At 71.0% G+C, this 18,325-nt stretch carries 19 protein-coding genes; 8 read left to right on the plus strand and 11 right to left on the minus strand.

Translation table 11 applies throughout. The features are described 5' to 3' along the window. Window positions 1-40 precede the first annotated feature (40 nt). Genes BJ979_RS13095 through BJ979_RS13105 form a run of 3 tightly spaced genes read left to right on the plus strand, consistent with a single transcriptional unit; the run spans window position 41 to window position 1,436 of the window. Complete coding sequence (locus BJ979_RS13095; protein ID WP_179568514.1) at window positions 41-322, plus strand: DUF3099 domain-containing protein; 282 nt, start codon at window positions 41-43, stop codon at window positions 320-322. Then, entirely contained in the window at window positions 319-606 is a 288-nt protein-coding gene (locus BJ979_RS13100; protein WP_218853940.1) for a hypothetical protein, read from the plus strand. Before BJ979_RS13095 ends, BJ979_RS13100 begins: the two co-directional genes overlap by 4 nt. Next, window positions 603-1,436: an SURF1 family cytochrome oxidase biogenesis protein gene (locus BJ979_RS13105; protein ID WP_179568515.1), complete on the plus strand. Its 834-nt coding sequence runs from the start codon at window positions 603-605 to the stop codon at window positions 1,434-1,436. The genes BJ979_RS13100 and BJ979_RS13105 overlap by 4 nt, the downstream gene beginning before the upstream one ends. A gap of 63 nt (window positions 1,437-1,499) precedes the next feature. On the opposite strand, the gene BJ979_RS13110 is transcribed toward BJ979_RS13105, so the two are convergent. From BJ979_RS13110 to BJ979_RS13125, 4 genes are all read right to left on the minus strand, one after another. Then, window positions 1,500-3,098 carry an ABC-F family ATP-binding cassette domain-containing protein gene (locus BJ979_RS13110; RefSeq protein WP_179568516.1) on the minus strand — a complete coding sequence of 533 codons (1,599 nt, stop codon included), beginning with the start codon at window positions 3,096-3,098 and terminating at the stop codon, window positions 1,500-1,502. A 184-nt stretch (window positions 3,099-3,282) separates the two neighbouring features. Further along, window positions 3,283-3,891 carry an energy-coupling factor transporter transmembrane component T gene (locus BJ979_RS13115; RefSeq protein WP_179568517.1) on the minus strand — a complete coding sequence of 203 codons (609 nt, stop codon included), beginning with the start codon at window positions 3,889-3,891 and terminating at the stop codon, window positions 3,283-3,285. Beyond that, window positions 3,888-4,622, minus strand: coding sequence for an energy-coupling factor ABC transporter ATP-binding protein (locus BJ979_RS13120; RefSeq protein WP_179568518.1), 735 nt, complete (start codon window positions 4,620-4,622; stop codon window positions 3,888-3,890). Before BJ979_RS13120 ends, BJ979_RS13115 begins: the two co-directional genes overlap by 4 nt. Next, a complete protein-coding gene (locus BJ979_RS13125; protein WP_179568520.1) occupies window positions 4,619-5,299 on the minus strand; it encodes a biotin transporter BioY in 681 nt (226 codons plus the stop codon). Before BJ979_RS13125 ends, BJ979_RS13120 begins: the two co-directional genes overlap by 4 nt. A gap of 140 nt (window positions 5,300-5,439) precedes the next feature. On the opposite strand from BJ979_RS13125, the gene BJ979_RS13130 reads away from it, so the two are divergent. Continuing rightward, a complete protein-coding gene (locus tag BJ979_RS13130) occupies window positions 5,440-6,108 on the plus strand; it encodes a TetR family transcriptional regulator (protein WP_179568522.1) in 669 nt (222 codons plus the stop codon). After that, window positions 6,105-6,749 (plus strand): biotin transporter BioY, encoded by a 645-nt coding sequence (locus BJ979_RS13135; RefSeq protein WP_179568524.1) that lies wholly within the window; start codon window positions 6,105-6,107, stop codon window positions 6,747-6,749. Before BJ979_RS13130 ends, BJ979_RS13135 begins: the two co-directional genes overlap by 4 nt. Window positions 6,750-6,911: 162 nt before the next feature. Here the strand turns inward: BJ979_RS13135 and BJ979_RS13140 are convergent, their stop codons facing one another. From BJ979_RS13140 to BJ979_RS13170, 7 genes are all read right to left on the minus strand, one after another. After that, the gene (locus BJ979_RS13140; protein WP_141145744.1) at window positions 6,912-7,241 is read right to left on the minus strand and encodes a metal-sulfur cluster assembly factor; all 330 of its coding nucleotides are present in this window, start codon (window positions 7,239-7,241) and stop codon (window positions 6,912-6,914) included. Between the two features lie 34 nt (window positions 7,242-7,275). After that, window positions 7,276-8,034 carry a Fe-S cluster assembly ATPase SufC gene (gene sufC, locus BJ979_RS13145; protein WP_179568526.1) on the minus strand — a complete coding sequence of 253 codons (759 nt, stop codon included), beginning with the start codon at window positions 8,032-8,034 and terminating at the stop codon, window positions 7,276-7,278. A gap of 23 nt (window positions 8,035-8,057) precedes the next feature. Beyond that, window positions 8,058-8,384 carry a non-heme iron oxygenase ferredoxin subunit gene (locus BJ979_RS13150; protein ID WP_179568528.1) on the minus strand — a complete coding sequence of 109 codons (327 nt, stop codon included), beginning with the start codon at window positions 8,382-8,384 and terminating at the stop codon, window positions 8,058-8,060. Next, window positions 8,381-9,565 (minus strand): Fe-S cluster assembly protein SufD, encoded by a 1,185-nt coding sequence (sufD, locus tag BJ979_RS13155; protein WP_179568530.1) that lies wholly within the window; start codon window positions 9,563-9,565, stop codon window positions 8,381-8,383. The genes BJ979_RS13150 and sufD overlap by 4 nt, the downstream gene beginning before the upstream one ends. Further along, entirely contained in the window at window positions 9,562-10,980 is a 1,419-nt protein-coding gene (gene sufB, locus BJ979_RS13160) for a Fe-S cluster assembly protein SufB (protein ID WP_141163619.1), read from the minus strand. The genes sufD and sufB overlap by 4 nt, the downstream gene beginning before the upstream one ends. 190 nt (window positions 10,981-11,170) lie before the next feature. Next, window positions 11,171-12,139: a COX15/CtaA family protein gene (locus tag BJ979_RS13165; RefSeq protein ID WP_179568532.1), complete on the minus strand. Its 969-nt coding sequence runs from the start codon at window positions 12,137-12,139 to the stop codon at window positions 11,171-11,173. Window positions 12,140-12,152: 13 nt separating this feature from the next. Further along, window positions 12,153-13,088: a heme o synthase gene (locus BJ979_RS13170; protein WP_179568534.1), complete on the minus strand. Its 936-nt coding sequence runs from the start codon at window positions 13,086-13,088 to the stop codon at window positions 12,153-12,155. 372 nt (window positions 13,089-13,460) lie between these two features. On the opposite strand from BJ979_RS13170, the gene tkt reads away from it, so the two are divergent. The 3 genes from tkt to BJ979_RS13185 are packed head-to-tail and all read left to right on the plus strand — an operon-like array spanning window position 13,461 to window position 18,325. Next, on the plus strand, window positions 13,461-15,560 hold the full coding sequence (gene tkt / locus BJ979_RS13175) for a transketolase (RefSeq protein WP_179568536.1): 2,100 nt from the start codon (window positions 13,461-13,463) through the stop codon (window positions 15,558-15,560). A gap of 48 nt (window positions 15,561-15,608) precedes the next feature. Continuing rightward, window positions 15,609-16,721: a transaldolase gene (gene tal / locus BJ979_RS13180; RefSeq protein WP_179568538.1), complete on the plus strand. Its 1,113-nt coding sequence runs from the start codon at window positions 15,609-15,611 to the stop codon at window positions 16,719-16,721. Next, window positions 16,718-18,325 carry a glucose-6-phosphate isomerase gene (locus BJ979_RS13185; RefSeq protein ID WP_179568540.1) on the plus strand — a complete coding sequence of 536 codons (1,608 nt, stop codon included), beginning with the start codon at window positions 16,718-16,720 and terminating at the stop codon, window positions 18,323-18,325. Before tal ends, BJ979_RS13185 begins: the two co-directional genes overlap by 4 nt.

Below are 18,325 nucleotides of genomic sequence, written 5' to 3' on the forward strand. Positions count from 1 at the left end.
GCAGGTGACGCCCCCGCGACGGACGTACTCTTGTGGGGCAATGCGCCACGAGTCCGCCGCCGTCACCGAGCTCCCGATCTCACCCGAGCAGGAGCGACGATCGCGCATGATCAAGTACGTCGTGGCGATGTCGATCCGCGTGGTGTGCATCATCCTCTGCGTCGTCGTGAAGGGATGGTGGCTGGTGCTGCCGATCGCCGGTGCGGTCTTCCTGCCCTATTTCGCCGTGGTCGTCGCGAACGCGACCGGCCCCCGCACGACCCGGCGCGTCGCCCGACCCGGCGCCATCGTCAAGGCCTCGCGACGGGACCACGACACGTGATCGGCCTCGGCGGCGACCCGGATCGCACGACCTGCTCCTCGGCGCGGTGCCGCGCCGACGCGACGTGGCGCGTCAACTGGCGCAACCCCCGCATCCACGCCGCCGACCGGGTCAAGGTCTGGCTGGCCTGCGACAAGCACCGCTCGACGCTGGGCGACTACCTGGCGACGCGGGGATTCCCGGTCGTGATCTCGGCGCTCGACTCCCCCGTCGACGTCGTGCCCGACGGCGCGGTGCCGACGACGGCACCGCAGACCTCGTCGACGGATGAGGCCGGCCGATGAGCGCGATCGTCCGGTTCCTGCGGCGCTGGGGCGGCTATCTCGCCCTCGTGATCGTCTTCGCGATCGCCTGCGCGCTGCTGTCGAACTGGCAGTGGGACCGCCGCGCCGAGGCCGTCGCGGCGATCCAGCGCGTCGTCGACAACTACGACGCGAAGCCGGTCGCCGTCGACACCGTGCTGCCCGAGCTCGACTCGTGGAAGCTCGACGACGAGTGGACCCCCGTGACGCTCACCGGCCGCTACCTGCGCAGCGAGCAGGCGCTCGTGCGCAACCGGCCGCTCGAGGGCAACCCGGGATGGGAGGTGCTGGTGCCGCTGCAGCTCGACGACGGCCGGGTGTTCCTCGTCGACCGCGGCTGGATCTCGGTCGGCGACAAGCAGGACCTGCCCGACAGCATCCCGGCCGCGCCGAAGGGCGAGGTCACGGTCGTCGCGCGGCTCAAGGCGAGCGAGCCGACCATCGGCGCGAGCACCTCGTCGAAGGGGCAGCTCGCCACGATCCACCTGCCGACCGTCGCCGAGCACCTCGGCGATCGACCCACCTACACCGGCGCCTACGGCCTGCTGGCGAGCGAGAGCCCCTCGGCGGCGACGCCGACGCTGTCGAAGAAGCCCGACCCCGACGAGGGGCCGCATCTCTCCTACGCGCTGCAGTGGATCGCCTTCGGCATCCTCGCGTTCGTCGGCCTCGTCTGGGCCGTGCGGCGCGAGCGTCGCATCGCCCGCGAGGAGGCGGCTGAGCGCGCCGGGATCCCGAAGCCCGAGCCGAAGCGGCCCAAGCGGCTCAGCGACGCCGACATCGAGGACGAGCTGCTCGACAGCGTGCGCTGACGCGAGCGAACGGCGACGGGATCGACGCCGAGCGCCCGCCGCACGCGGCGCGGACGCGAGCGCCTATGCGAGCTCGATCAGCTCGGCGTACTCCTTGTTCCAGTGGTCTTCGACGCCCTCGGGCAGGATCAGCACGCGCTCGGGGTTGAGCGCCTCGACCGCGCCCGGGTCGTGCGAGACGAGCACGACCGCGCCCGAGTAGCCGGCCAGCGCCGACAGGATCTCCTCGCGGCTCGCGGGGTCGAGGTTGTTCGTCGGCTCGTCGAGCAGCAGCACGTTCGCGCCCGAGACGACGATCATCGCCAGAGCCAGGCGGGTCTTCTCGCCGCCCGACAGCACGCCCGCCGGCTTGTGGCCGTCGTCGCCGGTGAACAGGAACGAGCCGAGCACCTTGCGGGCCTCGGTGTCGTTGAGGTTCGGCGACGAGCTCTTCATGTTCTCGAGCACGCTGCGCTTCACGTCGATCGTCTCGTGCTCCTGCGCGTAGTAGCCGACGCGCAGGCCGTGGCCCGGCTCGATGCGGCCCGTGTCGGGCGCATCCACGCCGGCGAGCATGCGCAGCAGGGTCGTCTTGCCGGCGCCGTTGAAGCCGAGCACGACGACCTTCGAGCCGCGGTCGATCGCGAGGTCGACGCTCGTGAAGATCTCGAGCGAGCCGTAGCTCTTCGAGAGGTTGGATGCCGCGAGCGGCGTGCGCCCGCAGGCGGCCGGCTCGGGGAAGCGCAGCTTGGCGACGCGATCGACCTGACGCACCTCGTCGAGGCCGGAGAGCATCTTCTCGGCGCGGGCGACCATCTGGTGCGCGGCGGCGGCCTTCGAGGCCTTCGCGCCGAAGCGGGCGGCCTGCTGCTGCAGCTGCGAGGCCTTCTTCTCGACGTTGACGCGCTCCTTCTTGCGGCGCTCCTCGTCGGCCTCGCGCTGGCGCAGGTAGTGCTTCCAGCCCATGTTGTAGACGTCGATGACCTGGCGGTTCGCATCGAGGTAGAAGACCTTGTTGACGGTCTCGCCGACCAGCTCGACGTCGTGGCTGATCATGATGACGCCGCCCGGGTAGCCCTTGAGGAACTCGCGCAGCCAGACGACGCTGTCGGCGTCGAGGTGGTTGGTGGGCTCGTCGAGCAGCATCGTGTCGGCACCCGAGAAGAGGATGCGCGCGAGCTCGATGCGCCGGCGCTGACCGCCGGAGAGGGTCTTGAGCGGCTGATCGAGGATGCGGTCCGGCAGCGCCAGGTTCGACGCGATCGCCGCGGCCTCGGCCTCGGCGGCGTACCCTCCCTGCGCGAGGAAGCGGTCTTCGACGCGACCGTAGCGGGCCATCGCGGCCTCGCTGACCTTCGCATCCGTCGACGCCATGTCCTCGGTGGCCTGACGCAGGTCGATCACGAGCTGGCCGAGACCGCGGGCGTCGAGGATGCGCGTGCGCGCGGTCGACTCCGGGTCGCCGGAGCGCGGGTCCTGCGGCAGGTAGCCGATCTCGCCGGTGCGGTCGATGCGTCCGGCGGTCGGCAGCGACTCCCCCGCGAGCACCTTCGTCATCGTGGTCTTGCCGGCGCCGTTGCGGCCGACGAGGCCGATCTTGTCGCCGGCGTCGACGCGGAAGTTCACGTTCTCCATGAGCAGGCGGGCGCCCACGCGGAGTTCGAGGTCGTGGACGGCGAGCACGATGGAGGTCCGTTCTGCGAGGGCGGGATGCGGGAGTCAGAGGCGTCGGCGACGACGGCGGGCGCGGTTCCCGCGGTGCGCGGGACGGCCAGCCGCCCAGTTTACGTCAGGCGCGCGACGCTCGCCGACGGCCGGCGGCTCCGTGCCCTCGGACACCGCCGCGGCGGACCCGTCGGCCCTCACGTCAGTCGACCCCGCGCGCGGTGAGCGCGTCGGCCACGTCGTCGGCGTGCCGCAGCGCCAGCACGAGCAGCGGCACGACCGCGCGGAAGCCGAGCCGCACGCCGCGGGCCCGCTGCGCTTCGCGCACGCGCTGAGCGAGCGCGCCGATCACCGGGACCATCGTGATCGCGAGAGAGAGGGTGAGCCCGACGCGGCCGGGGTCGACTCCGATCCGGCGCAGCGGCCCGAGCGCGGTCTCGAGCGCCGACAGCAGATCGGAGCTGCGGGTCGTGAGGCTGAGCAGACCCGCCAGCAGCACGATCGCGACGACACGCACCGTGTTGACGGCCGCGTCGCCGGGCGTGAGGAAGATCAGCTGCGTCACCGCCATCGCCATCACGATCCACCGCGTCGACCAGAGCTGGCGCAGCAGCGGGCGGCCCGCGAGTCCGCCCAGAGCGAAGAGCGCGACCACGAGCAGGAGTCCGCCGCCCGCCAGAGCGAGCCCGAGGCCGATCGGCTGTCGCGGCATCAGCGAGAAGCCGATGCCCAGCAGGGCGAGCAGCACGAGCTTGAGGCCCGCGGGCGCGCGGTGCAGCGGGCTCGTGCCGGCGCGGTAGAGCGAGATCACGCGTGCAGCGCCCGATAGTCGGCGATCAGCGCGGCCGGCTCGCCCGCATCGACCAGCCGTCCTTCGGCGAAGCGCAGCGCGACGTCGCAGCGCGCCGCGACCTCGAGGTCGTGGGTGACGACGACCAGCTGCGCCTCGAGCGCGTCGATGAGGATGCCGCCCACCCGGCGCGCGTTGCCGAGGTCGAGCAGCGTGGTCGGCTCGTCGGCGATCACCAGCGCGGGGCGGCGCACGAGCACGGCGGCGAGGGCCAGCAGCTGCTTCTGCCCGCCGGAGAGCTGGTGCGCCGGCGCTTCGGCCAGCGCCGTCAGCCCGTAGACGTCGAGTGCCGCCGCGACGCGGTCGGCGATCTCGTCACGGGTCAGCCCGCTCCCCCGCAGCGAGAAGGCCACGTCTTCGGCGACGGTCGGCATGAGGATCTGCGCGTCCGGGTTGGTGAAGACGATGCCGACCGCACGGCGCAGCGCCTTCTGCTGACGTGCGACGTCGATTCCGTGCACGGCGACCGAGCCGCGCGTCGGCGTCACGAGGCCGCCGAGCACGCGGGCGAAGGTCGACTTGCCCGAGCCGTTCGCGCCGATCACGGCGATGCGCCGCTGGTCGAGCCGCACCGTGACGTCGGCGAGCACGACCGTGCCCCCGAGGTCGACATCGAGAGAGTCGACGACGATCTCACGGACGGGAACGGCCGAGGCGGACTCCGCTGGCGCAGCCGAGCCTGATCCCGTCATCGAGCCGTTCCGCCGGACTCAGCCGACGGCGCCGCGGCCTGGCCGTCCGGCACGGCGTCGGATCCCCGAGCCCCCGTCGACACGAGAGGCAGGCGCGCGGATCCCCGTCGGTCGGCCCGGCGCCCGAAGGCCGGCGGGTACGCCCGCCAGAGCGCGAGCGTCAGCAGCGTCGCCACGACGACCTTGATCGCGTCGCCCGGCACGAACAGCAGGCTGCCGAGCGCGGTCGCGCCGAGCGGGAGGCCGGTCAGCGCGGCCTGCACGGGGATGCCGATCGCGTAGATGACCACGATGCCGCCGATCACAGCCCCGACCGCGACCCGCCACCAGGCGAGCGCGCCGCGCCCGCTGTAGGCGATGAGTCCGGTCACGAAGGCCCCGGGCAGCCAGCCGAGCAGGTACCCCGCACTGAAGCCGACGAAGACCGACGGCCCGCCGAAGCCGCCGGAGAGCAGCGGCAGCCCGACCAGCACGAGCACCTCGAACACGGCGACCGCCGCGAGACCGCGCAGCGGCCCGAGCACGGTGCCGGCGAGGACGACGCCGAGCGTCTGCGCCGTGATCGGCACGAGCCCGGGCAGCTGGATGGGCGCGATGAGCCCGAGCGCGGCGATGATCGCGGCGAAGACGGCGATGCGCGCGATGTCGCGCGTGTCGAAGCGGCGGGATCCGGCCATGACTGCTCCTGGGGGTCGGGGCTGAGGCCCGGTCGATGCGGGCGAGCGGTGGTGCTCCGGCGTGCCGCGCCAGGTGCCGCTCCGCGACGGAGAGGCACCTGAACAGCGTTCACCTGAACGCCGTTCACTATAGTGAGCACATGACCGTCGACCGCAACTCGGCGCGGCACGACCGCGATGCCGTCGTCGGCACCGCACTCGCCCTGCTCGACGAGCACGGGCTCCCCGAGCTCACGATGCGCCGGCTCGCCGCAGCCCTCGGAGTTCAGCCGAGCGCGCTCTACTGGCACGTCGAGAACAAGCAGACGCTGCTCGCCGCCGTCGCCGACCGCATCCTCGCCGCGGCCCGACCCGCTCCCCCGGAGGCCGACGACTGGCGCGCGGCGGCGCTCGCCGAGGTCGAGACCGTGCGGGATGCGCTGCTCGCCTATCGCGACGGGGCGGAGGTCGTGCTGAGCACCCGTGCGCTGGGACTCGGCGCCGACGCCGCGCACGGACGGATCCGCGCGGCGCTCGCCCGCGGCCATGACGACACGACCGCCGAGGTCGTGGCGACGGCGCTGCTCGACCTCGTGCTCGGCGACACCGTTCTCGTTCAGCAGCGCATCCACGCGGACACCCTCGGCGTCACCAGCACCAGCGTCGGGCTCGACGCGGCGCGCTCCGCCGCCGACGCCGCTCCCTCGGACCGTCGCGACGCCGACGCCGTGCTGCTCGGCGCCGCCCTGCTGCTCGACGGGCTAGCCGGTCGCGCATCGGCGGACGCCGGCGCCGCTGCCTCCGATGCGACGGCAGGCGGAGCACGATGAGCACGCCCTCGCCGCGACTCGTGCTCGCCGACCGCGTCATCCGCCGCTCGCTCGGCATGGACGTGCTGCTCGTCGCCGGCGCCGTACTGCTGACCGCGCTGCTGGCGCAGGCGTCGATACCTCTCCCCTTCGTGCCGATCACCGGTCAGACGCTGGCGGTGCTGCTCGTCGGCGCGAGTCTCGGCGCCGCGCGCGGGGCGATCGCGATGATCCTCTACGCGGTTCTCGGCGCCGCCGGGGCGCCGGTCTTCAGCGGCTTCAGCTCGGGGGTGCACGTGCTGACCGGCACGAGCGGCGGCTTCATCATCAGCTACGTGGCCTCGGCCGCCTTCGTCGGGTGGCTCTCCGAGCACGAGTGGGATCGTCGGCGACTGCGCGCCCTGCTGACCTTCCTCGCCGGCACGATCGTGACCTTCGCGATCGGCGTGCCGTGGCTCTACGCCTCGTTCAGCGCCCTCGGCCCGTCGGCGTGGGGCGACATCGCCGACACCCCATTCCAGGCGGCCCTCATGACCGGTCTCGTGCCGTTCATCCCGGGCGGCATCGTCAAGGCGGGCATCGCGGCGCTGCTCATCCCGCTGTGCTGGCGCGGGGCGGATGCGATCGCCGAACGACGCGAACGCCGCCTCGCCGCGGTCTGAACGCTGGGACACCGGGCTCCGGACAGACGAGAGCCACGCACCTCAGCGGTGCGGGGCTCTCGTGGTCGCGAATGCGGATCGGTCAGATGCTGAAGCCTCACCGGCCGTCGCCGGCGCGATCGATCGGCCGCCTCCAGCGCCCGACATCTGCGCGCGTCGCGGTCAGATGCTGAAGCCGATCGCGCGCATCATGTCGCGTCCGTCGTCGGTGATGCGCTCGGGACCCCACGGCGGCATCCACACCCAGTTGATGCGGAAGCGCTCGACGATGCCGTCGAGCGACTGGCCGACCTGCTCCTCGATCACGTCGGTCAGCGGGCAGCCCGCCGACGTCAGGGTCATCGAGATGATCAGCGCGTCGTTCTCGTCGTCCCAGGCCAGGTCGTAGACGAGACCGAGGTCGACGATGTTGACCCCGAGCTCGGGGTCGATCACGTTCTTCAGGCCCTCTTCGACGTCGTCGAAGAGCTTCGGCTCGAGAGCAGTGGGCATTCCAGCCTCCTCGGTGGTGGCGATGCGCCGGAGCTTACGCCTGGGCGGTGAGGTAGCGGTCGTAGCCCTCGTCCTCGAGGCGATCGGCCAGTTCGCGGCCGCCCTCCTCCGCGACGCGGCCGTTCACGAAGACGTGCACGTGCGTGGGCTGGATGTAGCGCAGGATGCGCGTGTAATGCGTGATGAGCAGAACGCCGAGGTCGCTCGTCTCGTGGGCGCGGTTGACGCCCTCGGAGACGATCTTCAGCGCATCCACGTCGAGGCCCGAGTCGGTCTCGTCGAGCACCGCGAAGCGGGGCTTGAGCAGCTCGAGCTGGAGGATCTCGTGACGCTTCTTCTCGCCGCCCGAGAAGCCCTCGTTGACGTTGCGCGCCGAGAACGACTTGTCCATGCGCAGCTGGTCCATGTGCTCGTTGACGGTCTTCGCCCAGCCGCGGATCGCCGGCGCCTCGCCGTCGATCGCGGTCTTGGCGGTGCGCAGGAAGTTCGCGACGGTCACACCGGGGATCTCGACCGGGTACTGCATCGCGAGGAAGAGGCCCGCGCGGGCGCGCTCGTCGACGCTCATCGCCAGCACATCCTCGCCGTCGAGCGTGATGGTGCCGCCGTCGACGTTGTAGCGGGGGTGACCGGCGATCGTGTACGCGAGGGTCGACTTGCCCGAGCCGTTGGGGCCCATGATGGCGTGGATCTCACCGCTGCTGATGGTCAGGTCGACGCCCTTGAGGATCGGCTTCGTGCCCTGGTCGGTCTCGATGCTGACCTGGAGGTCGCGGATCTCGAGGGTGCTCATGCTTCTTCCTTGCTGCTTCTGATTCAGACCGCGAGCTTCTGGCTCGGATCGATGTACACGTCGCCGTCGACGATCTCGACGGCGAAGACGGGGACCGGCTCGTAGGCCGGGAGGGTGAGGGGCTTGCCGGTCGTCAGCTCGAACTTCGAGCCGTGAGCCCAGCACTCGAGGGTGTCGCCCTCGACGAAGCCCTCGGCCAGCGAGATGTCGCCGTGCGTGCAGGTGTCGCCGATCGCGTGCACCGTGCCGGCCGAGTCGAGCACCACCGCGATGGCGACGCCCTCGACGACGACGCGGTGCGCCTCATCCTGGCTCAGCTCGTCGAGCGACAGCACGCGGGTCGAGGTCATGCCCCCGCCTTCGACGCCGGCACGAGGCCCGCGCCGCGCGCGAGCTCCGCCTCGATGTCGGCCGCGAGGCGCTCCTCGAGCTCGGGGATGCCGATGCGCTGCACGATCTCCATGAGGAAGCCGGCGACGACGAGACGGCGGGCCGCCTCCTCGGTGATGCCGCGCGCCTGCAGGTAGAACAGCTGCTCGTCGTCGAAGCGCCCGGTCGCGCTCGCGTGACCGGCGCCGGCGATGTCGCCGGTCTCGATCTCGAGGTTCGGGATGCTGTCGGCGCGGGTGCCGTCGGTCAGCACGAGGTTCTGGTTCTTCTCGTAGCTGTCGGTGCCGGTGGCGTCGGGTCCGATCAGCACGTCGCCGATCCACACCGTCCGCGCGCCCTGACCCTGCAGCGCGCCCTTGTAGAGCACGTCGCCCTTGGTGTCCTGGCCCTCGTGGAACAGGTACACCTGCGACTCGAGGTGCTGACCCGCGTCGGAGAAGGCGAGACCGTAGAGCGCGGTCTCCGAGCCCTGCCCGGCGAGACGCACCGAGGGGTTGACGCGCACGACGCCGCCGCCGAAGGAGACGACGATGTGCTTGAGGTTCGCGCGCTCGCCCACGACCGCCTGGTGGGCCGCCGCGTGCACCGCGTCGTCCTCCCACTGCTGCACCGTGATCACGGTGAGCTCGGCACGGTCGCGCACGATGATCTCGACGTTCTGCGCGAGCGCCGCGGTGCCGCTGTGATCGAGCACCACCGTCGCGACGCTGTCGGGCAGCGCCTCGATCACGATGTGGTCGTTGCCGTGCAGCTCGGCGCCGAGGCCGCGCAGACGCGCGACGAGCGGCTCGGAGAGCACCTCGCCGGCGGGGATGCGCACGTGCAGGCCGGTCTCGCTGCGCTTCCACGCGATCGCGCTGGGCAGGTCCTCCGGGCGGAAGATCTCGCCGCGCGCGGCGTCGTCACCCGACACGAGCACGCCGGCGGCCTCGAGGGCCGAGAGATCGTACTCGAGGGCGCCGGAGGTCTCCTCGTCGGCGAACAGCGGTGCCAGGCGCGCGGTGTCCGACAGCTTCCAGTTGACCTCGCGCCCGGTGGGCGTGCCGAAATCGGCCGGGTCGAAGGAGGTGGGGCGCTCCGAGCGCGTCTGGATCGGCGCCGCCGATCCGGGGGTGGACGGGGCGGTGTCGACCAGGGTCATCCGACGCTGCCTTCCATGCTCATCTCGATGAGCTTGTTCAGTTCCAGGGCGTACTCCATCGGCAGCTCGCGCGCGATCGGCTCGATGAAGCCGCGCACGATCATCGCCATGGCCTCGTCTTCGGGCATGCCGCGCGACTGCAGGTAGAAGAGTTGCTCCTCGCTCACGCGCGACACGGTCGCCTCGTGGCCGAGCTGCACGTCATCCACGCGGATGTCGATGGCCGGGTAGGTGTCCGAGCGCGAGATGGTGTCGACCAGCAGTGCGTCGCAGCGCACCGTGTTGGCGGCGTGGTGCGCACCGGCATCCACGCGGACCTCTCCGCGGTAGCCGGCTCGGCCGCCGCCGCGCGCGATCGACTTCGAGACGATCGACGACGTCGTGTACGGCGCCATGTGGATCATCTTCGCGCCGGCGTCCTGGTGCTGGCCGGGGCCGGCGAAGGCCACCGACAGGGTCTCGCCCTTGGCGTGCTCGCCGGCGAGGAAGATCGACGGGTACTTCATCGTCACCTTCGAGCCGATGTTGCCGTCGATCCACTCCATGGTCGCGCCCTCGTGCGCGATCGCGCGCTTGGTGACCAGGTTGTAGACGTTGTTCGACCAGTTCTGGATCGTCGTGTAGCGCACGCGGGCGTTCTTCTTGACGATGATCTCGACGACGGCCGAGTGCAGCGAGTCCGACTTGTAGATCGGCGCGGTGCAGCCCTCGATGTAGTGCACGTAGCTGCCCTCGTCGGCGATGATCAGCGTGCGCTCGAACTGGCCCATGTTCTCGGTGTTGATGCGGAAGTAGGCCTGCAGCGGGATCTCGACGTGCACACCCTTGGGCACGTACACGAACGAGCCACCCGACCAGACGGCCGTGTTCAGCGCGGCGAACTTGTTGTCGCCCGAGGGGATGACCGAGCCGAAGTACTCCTCGAAGAACTCCGGGTGCTCCTTGAGCGCCGTGTCGGTGTCCATGAAGATGACGCCCTGCGCCTCCAGGTCCTCCTGGATCTGGTGGTAGACGACCTCGGACTCGTACTGCGCGGCGACGCCGGCGACGAGGCGCTTGCGCTCGGCCTCGGGGATGCCCAGACGGTCGTAGGTGTTGCGGATGTCCTCGGGGAGGTCCTCCCACGACTGGGCCTGCTTCTCCGTCGAGCGCACGAAGTACTTGATGTTGTCGAAGTCGATGCCGCTGAGGTCGGCACCCCAGGTGGGCATCGGCTTGCGGTGGAAGATGCTGAGCGCCTTGAGGCGGTTCTTGGTCATCCACTCCGGTTCGCTCTTGAGCGCGGAGATCTCGCTGACGATCTGGTCGGAGAGACCGCGCTTGGCGATCGCGCCGGCGGCGTCGGAGTCAGCCCACCCGAATTCGTACTGGCCCAGTGAAGCCAGTTCGGGTCGGTCGATGAGCACATCGGACATGGGTTACCTCGTTTCTGCCGAAGCGGACTGTCCTGTCCGTGTCGGTGCGTCAGGCTGCGCGGATTCCCGTACGCAGACGCGGGACTCAGGAGGCGGGCTCGTCCGGAGCAGCGGACCGAGCGACGACGCTCCTGAACTCACCAAGACTACAGGGCGCGGAGCCTCGACGCAGGCGAGGGCCCGGTCGCGTTCAGGATGCCGTGACCGGCTCGGCGGCACGCTCCGGCGCCGTGGGGATGTCGCGCACGGCGAAGAGGCGGGTGTCGGTGTCGAGCAGCACGCGCAGGGCGCCGATCCAGACCAGCGACGCCCCGACCAGGTGCAGCGCGACCTGCCACTCCGGGAGCCCGGTCAGCGCCTGCACGGCGCCGAGCGCTCCCTGCAGCAGCGTCACGACCACGAAGGCGAACGCGCGCCGGCGAGCGAGCGGGAAGCCGCGCAGCACGACGAGCAGGGCGACGCCGAGCACGAGCACGGCCGTGCCGAGCACCGCGTGCGCGAGCGTCACCGACTCCCAGTGGAACGGCATCCGCGCCACCTCCTGCGAGTCGCCGGAGTGCGGACCCGACCCGGTGACGAGGGTGCCGACCAGGATCAGCACGAGCGTGACCGCGACGAGCACCCAGGCCAGCAGGCGGGCGCGGCGCGGCGCGCGCGGCGGGTTCTCGTGCCGCAGCCCGGCTCGGGCGCGGTGCCAGGTCAGCGTCGCCGTCGTCAGCAGCCCGATCGCCAGCACGAAGTGCACGGCGACCATCCACGGGCTCAGCTTGAACAGCACGGTGAAGCCGCCGGCGACCGCGTTCGCGACGACGAGCCAGAACTGCGACCAGGCGAGACGGGTCAGCACGCGGTCGCGCGGGCGCTGCAGACGCGCGGCGATGATCGCCCAGCCGACGGCCACGATGAGCAGGCCGGTGAGCATCCGGTTCGTCTGCTCGATGAGCAGGTGGATCGAGTCGGGCACGAGCTGGATGACGGCGTGCCCGTCGCAGGTCGGCCAGGTCGGGCAGCCGAGGCCCGAGCCGGTCACGCGCACGACTCCCCCACCGAGCACGATGAGCACGCTGACGACGAGCGCCGCGGTGGTGCCCCAGCGCAGGGCGCGGGGCCCGAGCTGCCAGCGGGACGCCGCCCAGCCGAGCGGGGTCATGATCTTCATCTCCGCGCCCCGATCAGAACGGGATGGGCAGGTGCACGAGCGGGTCGATGCCCACCGCGAGGAAGACGAGCGTGAGGTAGCTGATGCTGGCGTGGAAGACGCGCATCGGCTTGATCTCGGCCCCGCGCACCGCGCGGCTGTAGAGCTTGTGCGACTCGACGACGAACCAGGCTCCCGAGGCGAGCGCGACGACGCCGTAGAGCATGCCCATCTGCGCGAGCGGCACGAGCAGCAGCGAGCAGGCGACGGTGGCCCAGGCGTAGAGCACGACCTGCAGGCCGACGGCGGTGCCGCCGCGCACGACGCCGAGCATCGGCACCGAGACGGCCGCGTAGTCGGCCTTGTAGCGCATCGACAGCGGCCAGTAGTGCGGCGGCGTCCACAGGAAGACGATGCCGAAGAGGATGACCGGGGCCCAGCTCAGCGATCCGGTGACGGCCGCCCAGCCGATCAGCACGGGCATGCAGCCGGCGGCGCCGCCCCAGACGATGTTCTGCGGGGTGCGGCGCTTGAGCCAGAGCGTGTAGACGAGCACGTAGAAGAGGATCGCGACGACCGAGAGCGCGGCGGCGAGCCAGTTCATGAGCAGGCCGAGCCAGAGCGTCGAGCCGATGCCGGTCGCCCAGGCGAACACGAGCGCCTCGCGCGGCGAGAGCTCGCCGGTCACGAGCGGGCGCTTCTTCGTGCGCTCCATCACCTTGTCGATGTCGCGGTCGATGTAGCAGTTGAAGGCGTTCGCCGAGGCGGCCGAGAGCGATCCGCCGACGAGCGTGCCGAGCAGCAGCCAGAGGTTCGGGATGCCCTGCGCGGCCAGGATCATGACCGGCGCGGTCGTGACGAGCAGCAGCTCGATCACGCGGGGCTTGGTCAGTGCGACGTAGGCCTTGATCTTGCGGCGGACGCCGATCCTCTCGAGCTGCGGGCTCGCGGACTCGGCGACAGGCTGCATGGTTCCTCAGACGTGTGACGTGCGGGTGCCGCGTCGCCGACGAAAGCGAGGCGACGACTGTGGCGATGCGCCGGGGTGAGACGGCGCGACTGCCAGAAGTCTACGTGACCGCGAGCACTGAGGACGCTGTCGCCGCACGACGGAGATGCTGTATATACAACCGTGTACAAGTCTCCTGGACGACGGCTCCGATTCGGCAGTGAACAGGCTCGCCGGTCTAGGATCGGGACTGCTCGCCGGTGCCGATGCCGACCCGTGCGTTGTCGCCCGCCTCACGGTGGATCGACGCGGCGCGCAGAGCTCGGCGAGACGATTTCCACCCGTGGCGCCGCGATGCAGCGTCGCGCACCTATAGAAGGGTCACACTCCACCGTGACAGCTCTGAACTGGGAACCCATCGACGCGAAGGCCGTTGACACGGCTCGAGTCCTCGCCGCGGATGCCGTGGAGAAGGTCGGCAACGGCCACCCCGGCACGGCCATCAGCCTCGCCCCCGCCGCGTACCTGCTCTTCCAGAAGGTCATGCGCCGCGACCCCAGCGACGATCAGTGGATCGGACGCGACCGCTTCATCCTCTCGGCGGGCCACAGCTCGCTGACCCAGTACGTGCAGCTCTACCTCGGCGGCTACGGCCTCGAGCTGAAGGACCTCGAGGCGTTGCGCACCTGGGGCTCGCTCACCCCCGGCCACCCCGAGTACGGCCACACCAAGGGCGTCGAGATCACGACCGGCCCGCTCGGCCAGGGACTCGCCTCCGCCGTCGGATTCGCCTACGCGCAGCGCTACGAGCGCGGTCTGTTCGACCCGGAGGCCGCCGCGGGCACCAGCCCCTTCGACCACCACGTCTACGTGATCGCCAGCGACGGCGATATCCAAGAGGGCGTGACCAGCGAGGCCGGCTCGCTCGCCGGCACGCAGCAGCTCGGCAACCTGATCGCGATCTACGACTCGAACCAGATCTCGATCGAGGACGACACCGACATCGCCCTGAGCGAGGACACCGCCGCTCGCTACGCCGCCTACGGCTGGCAGGTGCAGACGGTCGACTGGAACACCAAGGCCGGCTACGTCGAGAACGTCGCCGAGCTGTTCGACGCGATCGAGACCGCCAAGGCCAACACGACCCAGCCCTCGCTCATCGTGCTCAAGACCATCATCGGCTGGCCCTCGCCGACCAAGCAGAACACCGGCAAGATCCACGGCTCCGCGCTCGGCGGCGACGAGGTCGCCGGCCTGAAGAAGGCCGTCGGCTTCGACCCCGAGAAGCACTTCGACGTCGCCGACGACGTGATCGCCCACACCCGCGGCGCGATCGAGCGCGGCCAGGCCGAGCGCGCCGAGTGGCAGAAGGGCTTCGACGCCTGGGCCGCCGCCAACCCCGAGCGCAAGGAGCTCTTCGACCGTCTCGAGGCCGGCGAGCTGCCCGAGGGCATCACCGAGGCGCTGCCGGTCTTCGACGCCGGCAAGGACGTCTCGACCCGCGTCGCCTCCGGCAAGTCGATCAACGCGATCGCGCCGCTGCTGCCCGAGTTCTGGGGCGGATCGGCCGACCTCGCCGAGTCGAACAACACCACGATCGAGGAGGCGGGCTCCTTCGCTCCGCCGGAGCGCTCCACCGCCATGTGGAAGGCGAACCCCTACGGCCGCGTGCTGCACTTCGGCATCCGCGAGCACGCCATGGGCGCGATCATCAACGGCATCGTGCTGCACGGCAAGACGCGCCCCTTCGGCGCGACCTTCCTCATCTTCAGCGACTACATGCGCCCGGCGGTCCGTCTGGCCGCGCTGATGGGCATCCCCTCGGTGTTCGTCTGGACGCACGATTCGGTCGCCCTCGGCGAGGACGGCCCGACCCACCAGCCGGTCGAGACCCTGACCGCGCTGCGCGCCATCCCGAACCTCACGATCGTGCGCCCCGCCGACGCCAACGAGACGGCCTGGGCGTGGAAGGCGATCATCGAGCACCGCGACGGCCCGGTCGGCCTCGTGCTCAGCCGCCAGAACCTGCCGGTCTTCGAGCGTGGAGAGGGCGACGCCTCGGGCGACACCTTCGCGGCCGCCTCGAACACCGCCAAGGGCGCCTACGTGCTCGCCGAGGCGCCGAACGGCACCCCCGACGTGATCTTCCTGGCCACCGGCTCGGAGGTGCAGATCGCCGTCGAGGCCCGCGAGGTGCTGCGCGGTCAGGGCGTCAACGCCCGCGTCGTGTCGGTTCCGAGCCAGGAGTGGTTCCTCGCTCAGGACGCCGCCTACCGCGAGTCGGTCCTTCCGGCCGCCGTCAAGGCCCGCGTCTCGATCGAGGCCGGCCTGAAGCTGACCTGGGCGCCGTTCCTCGGCGACGCCGGCCGCAGCGTCTCGATCGAGCACTTCGGCGCCTCCGCCGACTACAAGACGCTGTTCCGCGAGTTCGGCATCACGACCGAGGCCGCCGTCGCGGCCGCCACCGAGTCGATCGCCGCCGCGCGCGCCTGATCCGGCCGAACCGACACATCAGAACAGACAGAGAAGAGAATCCGGATCATGTCCGACACCACCCCCACCGCCCAGCTTTCCGCGGTCGGCGTCAGCATCTGGCTCGACGACCTCTCGCGTGAGCGCATCGCCTCGGGCGGCCTCGAGAAGCTGATCGCCGAGCGCGACGTCGTCGGCGTCACGACCAACCCGACGATCTTCGCCGGCGCCCTCGCCAAGGGCGAGGCCTACGACGAGCAGGTCGCCACCCTCGCGGCCGCGGGCACCAGCGTCACCGACGCCGTGTTCGCGATCACGACCGACGACGTGCGCGCCGCCTCCGACGTCTTCCGCGGCGTCTACGACTCCACCGAGGGCGAGGACGGCCGCGTCTCGATCGAGGTCGAGCCCGGCCTCGCGCACGACGCCGCCGGCACGATCGCCCAGGCCAAGCAGCTCTGGGCCACGGTCGACCGCCCCAACGCGATGATCAAGATCCCCGCGACGATCGAGGGCCTCGAGGCCATCACCGAGGTCATCGGCCTCGGCATCAGCGTCAACGTGACCCTGATCTTCAGCCTCGAGCGCCACCGTCAGGTCATCCAGGCCTACCTGGCCGGTCTCGAGAAGGCGCAGGCCGCGGGCATCGACCTGTCGACCATCCGCTCGGTCGCCTCGTTCTTCGTGTCGCGCGTCGACACCGAGACCGACAAGCGCCTCGAGGCGATCGGCACCGACGAGGCCCTCGCGCTCAAGAGCAAGCTCGGCGTCGCGAACGCCCAGCTGGCCTACCGCCTCTACGAGGAGGAGTTCGCGAGCGACAGCGCCCAGGCTCTCATCGGCTCGGGCGCGAACGCGCAGCGTCCGCTCTGGGCCTCGACCGGCGTCAAGGACCCGAACCTGCCCGACACGCTCTACGTGACCGAGCTGGCCGTCGACGGCGTCGTCAACACGATGCCCGAGAAGACCCTCGAGGCGACCTTCGACCACGGCGTCATCACCGGCGACGCGGTCACCGGCTCCTACGCCGCGGCCGACGAGGTCTTCGCCGCGATCGCCGCCGTGGGCGTCGACTACGACGACGTCAGCGCCGTGCTCGAGAAGGAGGGCGTCGAGAAGTTCATCGTGTCCTGGAACGAGCTGCTCGACACCGTCACCGCCGCGCTGGAGGCCGCCAAGTGAGTGCCACCGTCCACGCCACGGGCGCAGCCTCCGAGGCGGTCGAGCGGATCGTGCCGCAGCTCGTCAGCGACGGCGTCGCCGGCGGCATCACGACGCAGGACCCGACGCTCTGGGGCGCCGCGGCCGAGGACGAGTCGTCGAAGCGACTCGGCTGGGTCGAGGCCGCCGCCGTCAGCGCCGGACTCGTCGACGACATCCTCGCCCTGCGCGAGGACCTGCACGCCAAGGGCGTCGACCACATCGTGCTCGGCGGCATGGGCGGCTCGTCGCTCGCCCCCGAGGTCATCACCCGCACCTACGGCGTGCCGCTGACCGTGCTCGACTCGACCGACCCGCGCCAGGTGCGCTCGGCGCTCGCCGACTGCTTGGAGAAGACCGCCGTGGTCATCTCGTCGAAGTCGGGTTCGACCCTCGAGACCGACAGCCAGAAGCGCGTCTACGAGGCGGCGTTCCGCGAGGCCGGCATCGAGCCGACCGAGCGCATCGTCATCGTGACCGACCCGGGCTCGCCGCTCGACCAGGCCGCGCGCGCCGACGGCTACCGCGTGTTCAACGCCGACCCCAACGTGGGCGGACGCTACTCGGCGATCACCGCCTTCGGCCTCGTGCCGAGCGGTCTCGCCGGCGCCGACATCCGCGAGCTGCTCGACGAGGTGCAGGCCGCCTCGCTCGAGCTCGCGATCGACCGCGAGAGCAACCCGGGCCTCGTGCTCGGCGCCGCGATCGGCGGCACCAAGCCGCTGCGCGACAAGGTCGTGATCGTCGCCGACGGCACCCACATCGTCGGCTTCGGCGACTGGGTCGAGCAGCTCATCGCCGAGTCGACCGGCAAGGACGGCACGGGCCTGCTCCCGGTCGTTGTCGGCCTGGATGCACCCGAGCTCACGAGCGGCGCCGCCGACGTGCAGATCGTGCGCCTGGTCGCCGACGCCGAGGCCACCCGCGAGGTGCGCGAGGGCGAGATCGAGGTGTCGGGCTCGCTCGGCGCGCAGATCCTCACCTGGGAGTACGCGGTCGCCGTCGCCGGTCGTCTGCTGGGCATCAACCCCTTCGACCAGCCCGACGTCGAATCGGCCAAGGCCGCCGCGCGCAGCCTGCTGGACGCGACCCCCGCCCCGGAGGAGCCGATCTTCGTCGACGCCGCCGTGCAGGTGCGCGTCAAGGGCGACCTCTCCCCCGCCGAGCAGACCGTCGCCGCCGCGGTGGACGCCCTGCTCGCGACAGTTCCGGAGAACGGCTACCTCGCCGTGCAGGCCTACCTCGACCGACTCGCCCACAGCGAGCTCGAGTCGGTGCGCGACGCGCTCGCCGCGCGCTCGGGTCGTCCCGTCACCTTCGGCTGGGGCCCGCGCTTCCTGCACTCCACCGGCCAGTACCACAAGGGCGGAGCGCCGGTCGGCGTCTTCCTGCAGATCGTCGCCGACGCCGACAGCGACGGCCCCGACCTGCAGATCCCCGACCGTCCGTTCACCTTCGGTCAGCTCATCCGCGCCCAGGCAGCCGGCGACGCGAGCGTGCTCGCCGAGCACGGCCGCCCGGTGCTCACCCTGACGCTGAGCGACGTCGTCGCCGGCATCCAGCAGATCCGTTCGGCGGTCGCCTGA

The organism is Schumannella luteola (genome assembly GCF_013408685.1).
In the GTDB taxonomy this organism is placed as follows: domain Bacteria; phylum Actinomycetota; class Actinomycetes; order Actinomycetales; family Microbacteriaceae; genus Schumannella; species Schumannella luteola.